The organism is Coleofasciculus sp., assembly GCF_046539235.1.
In the GTDB taxonomy this organism is placed as follows: domain Bacteria; phylum Cyanobacteriota; class Cyanobacteriia; order Cyanobacteriales; family Coleofasciculaceae; genus Coleofasciculus.
In genome coordinates this window covers 1-3,193 of record NZ_JBKHHI010000578.1, presented here as the reverse complement: position 1 = coordinate 3,193, position 3,193 = coordinate 1, and the positions used below count along the sequence as shown (strand labels likewise).

Sequence of the window (3,193 nt, the reverse complement as noted above, 5' to 3'; positions counted from 1 at the left end):
GTCATTGGTCATTGGTCATTTGTCATTGGTCATTTGTCATTGGTCATTGGTCATTTGTCATTTGTCATTTGTCATTTGTAGGGGTTTGGTCTCCAAACCCCCTATTTAATCAGGAAATTGAGGGTTGAGTTGGGGCGGGTTTAGTTACATTTTGGTGGGGTAATAAAGGATAGTTGTCAAACCCGCCCCTACAGATGTCCGTTTAAACCCGCCGAATTAGGGTCAAACCGTCACGCAAGGGTAAGACAACCTGTTCCACCCTGGAATCATCCGTAACCACCTGATTAAATTTGGCGATCGCGTCTCCATTCGGTGTCCGTTCTTCGGGTGCTAAATAAACCTGTCCTTGTAGTAAGGTATTATCGACACAAATTAATCCATCTGGCGCTAATAATTGAGTATCTAAGAGCATCTGATAATACTCCACATACTCCTTTTTATCCGCATCAATAAATACCAAGTCAAACGACTCTCCTGCTTTCGCTAATTGACGCAGTGTCTCCAAAGCTGGGGCGACTTTTACGGTAATTTTGCCACCATGAGGTGAGGCTTGGAAACAGGTTTGGGCAAAACTTGCCACATACTCATCCACCTCACAAGCAATGACTGATCCATCTTCGGGTAATCCTTCCGCCATCGCCAAAGCGGAATAGCCTGTGAACATACCAATTTCTAGGACACGTTTCGCCCCAGTCATCTTGACAAACATCTTCAACGTTTGTCCTTCCACATGTCCCGATAACATCTCCTGTTCTAACTGGCGCACTGTCTCGCCATCGGAGAATAGTCTACTCCAATCTTCGGTGCAGGTTTTCTCAACTAAGGCGGTTAAGGCGGGAGAATCTGGCGTTGTATTTTGATTCAGGTACGGTTCAAGTTTAGCCGCGAGTTGATAGGCTTTTTGTAGAGAACGCGCCAGTTGCGGATGTTGTGCTGCGTCTACTAATTCCAGGGTTTGTTCCAGGTGTTCGACTAGAATTCCCAGGGGAGTAACCGGACGTGCGATCGTTTCTTTTGCTACAGTTGGCATGATTTGTTTCCTTAATGGTGTGGCAATTTGTACCAGACGTTGCAGGGTAGAGACGCGCCATGGCGCGTCTCTACATTGGGGGATAGAATTATTCCAAACCTAAATCCTTTAGGAGAACAATGCCCGATAAATCACCTCATCAGCAATTTTGGCTAACTCCTCATCGTTTCCTAAGGTAGCGAAGTGAGTTTCAACTAAGCGCGGACCATAGTCTTCAAGCAGTTCAAACAGAACCGGATCATCCGTCACCGCCATTTTAATAATTTCCGCCATGCCATTGCGGATATGACCTGTGGCGAGGGTGCGGAAAAAAGTGCGATCGACTAAGGTTAGTACGGGTGGATGATACGCCCCAATACTATTCTTAAATTGTTTGCCATTGGTACAGGTACGCGGACTAGGACCGGCATCAATCGCCGCGACTACCGTTGTCCCCACCATGTTCGACTCCAATATTGTTAGCGTCTCGGCTTGGCAATGAGTCAATTAAATCTTCCCGGATTGTCTCCGTTAATCCGGCTTGAGGAAAGGTTGTTTGTGGAGTCATTGTAGATTGGTTTTTCCTGTACTTATGACATGAAAGGGTGTTGTAGAGTTCTGAAATTATTGGCAGCGAAAATTAACTCGATGCCAAGGGAAACACTGTTGTAAAATTTGGCAAATCATACCAGAGAAGCCGCGTAGACAAGCATTGAATGGCACTGATTTAAGGGAGTAAGCACAAAGCGATACTAGAGCGCTCACAGGCTTACCTACAAACACTTAATTCAGCACTATTCTGTTTAAGGCTTCTCTCAAATTGACCCAAAACACAGGGATCTTGGTTGATTCAATTACTCTCAACCAAGTGGGTCATCAGGGTTAATCCTGATTGACTATGTTTTTCCAATTTTCAATGGTGTTATTGAATTTTGGAAAAAAGGACAGAAAACCACTATCTAAATTGCTAACCTGAAAGCCCTAGCGCCAAGGGAGTACAATAAGTAGACGACTCACTTGACTCGCTTGCCAGGTAATCCTGACAAGCAGCTCTAGTCTTCCATTAGCGGGTTTTGGGTTAAATACTTTGTCAAAATGCCCGTTGGCAAAACGGTGAACCAATTGATTTTGTCAAAGGGTCTTACTTACAAAGCAAACTTGGCTTGCCACCGATCTTACGCCTCACTAGCGCCGTTGTTGCCAACCAATAGTCTGTTTGATCGATAGGCTTCCATTTTAAATTACACCCGTGATTAATTTGCTGATCAGGGTTCAGCGGTTTGGTGGTAAGATTCGTCATTGCTGCTCGAAATTTTTTATCAATCATGAGTGTGTTACTGTATCTCTGACCATAAACAATTTTCGGCAGGTAAGGGAGGTCGCCCTCGTTTCAAGATTTAATGCACGTTTGCTAGTCTAACGCTTTACGTTTCTTACTCTTTCGCTGATTTAAGGAATTTATAAAACTTTTAAAAAGCAATATGTAAAACTTATTAAAGTGGTTGCTTCAAAAAATAAATAAAGTATTATTTGTCAATAAGTAAAAATACTGGTTATGCCCGAAACGGGAAATTAATCAACGGGAAAACGGCGGTCAATGATTGACTATCCCCTAAAGCCAGTTCTATCTCACGGACTTCTCCTAAATTATCGGGTATGGCATCCAAGGTGGCAGCTTCTTTAATAAAATAAATCCATTTATCGCTTAAACTATTTAATTCTGACAGGGTTTTATTAAATTTTGGCAATTCTATAAAAATGAGTTGCAATTCGGTATCGGGATAGGCATTTTTTTTCGTTATGCAGATAAGTTTTGACCTTTCGCGTGACTCAAGAGAACCTGGCGCGTGATACCAAATCCGGAGAACGCTACCCTCGTTATAGCGCTACGCGCCAGGGAATAGGCAATAGGCTTTCTTTGAAGACACAAGCTTACCTGACAAGGGATTGAGCGATTTGAATTTTTCTGGATATGTCCTAACCTTAGTGCGTAGTGCTATATAACCCAGTCCGCGCAGGCGGACTTTGTTTGTGTAGCAGCGATTTCAATCGCCGTGGCAAAAGGGGATAATAAAGGCTTAGACGAATATTGATTGGCTCTTTCACATTTCTTAGAGCCTACATAATTTAACTCGATAATCCCAACAGCGATCAGCACAATACCTACCCGCGTCAAAATTTGTC

Annotated in this window: 3 protein-coding genes and 2 pseudogenes; all 5 read right to left on the bottom strand. The window is 43.3% G+C overall.

The window, feature by feature from the left end:
• Positions 1-202: 202 nt before the first annotated feature.
• Complete coding sequence (locus tag ACLFWI_RS28775; RefSeq protein ID WP_446415777.1) at positions 203-1,030, bottom strand: O-methyltransferase; 828 nt, start codon at positions 1,028-1,030, stop codon at positions 203-205.
• A gap of 111 nt (positions 1,031-1,141) precedes the next feature.
• Positions 1,142-1,471: pseudogene (locus ACLFWI_RS28770) on the bottom strand (3-dehydroquinate synthase); the annotation flags it as partial.
• Positions 1,440-1,577 (bottom strand): hypothetical protein, encoded by a 138-nt coding sequence (locus tag ACLFWI_RS28765; RefSeq protein ID WP_446415776.1) that lies wholly within the window; start codon positions 1,575-1,577, stop codon positions 1,440-1,442. The gene ACLFWI_RS28765 and the pseudogene ACLFWI_RS28770, both read right to left, overlap by 32 nt.
• Positions 1,578-2,622: 1,045 nt before the next feature.
• A pseudogene (locus ACLFWI_RS28760) lies at positions 2,623-2,793 on the bottom strand (PD-(D/E)XK nuclease family transposase); the annotation flags it as partial.
• Positions 2,794-3,005: 212 nt separating this feature from the next.
• The coding region (locus ACLFWI_RS28755; RefSeq protein WP_446415775.1) for a hypothetical protein at positions 3,006-3,193 on the bottom strand (188 nt) is incomplete at its 5' end.

What these genes read in the sequence shown, in the direction of transcription:
- ACLFWI_RS28765 (WP_446415776.1), bottom strand. Translation starts at nt 1,577, where the DNA reads ATGACTCCACAAACAACCTTTCCTCAAGCCGGATTAACGGAGACAATC.
- ACLFWI_RS28775 (WP_446415777.1), bottom strand. Translation starts at nt 1,030, where the DNA reads ATGCCAACTGTAGCAAAAGAAACGATCGCACGTCCGGTTACTCCCCTG.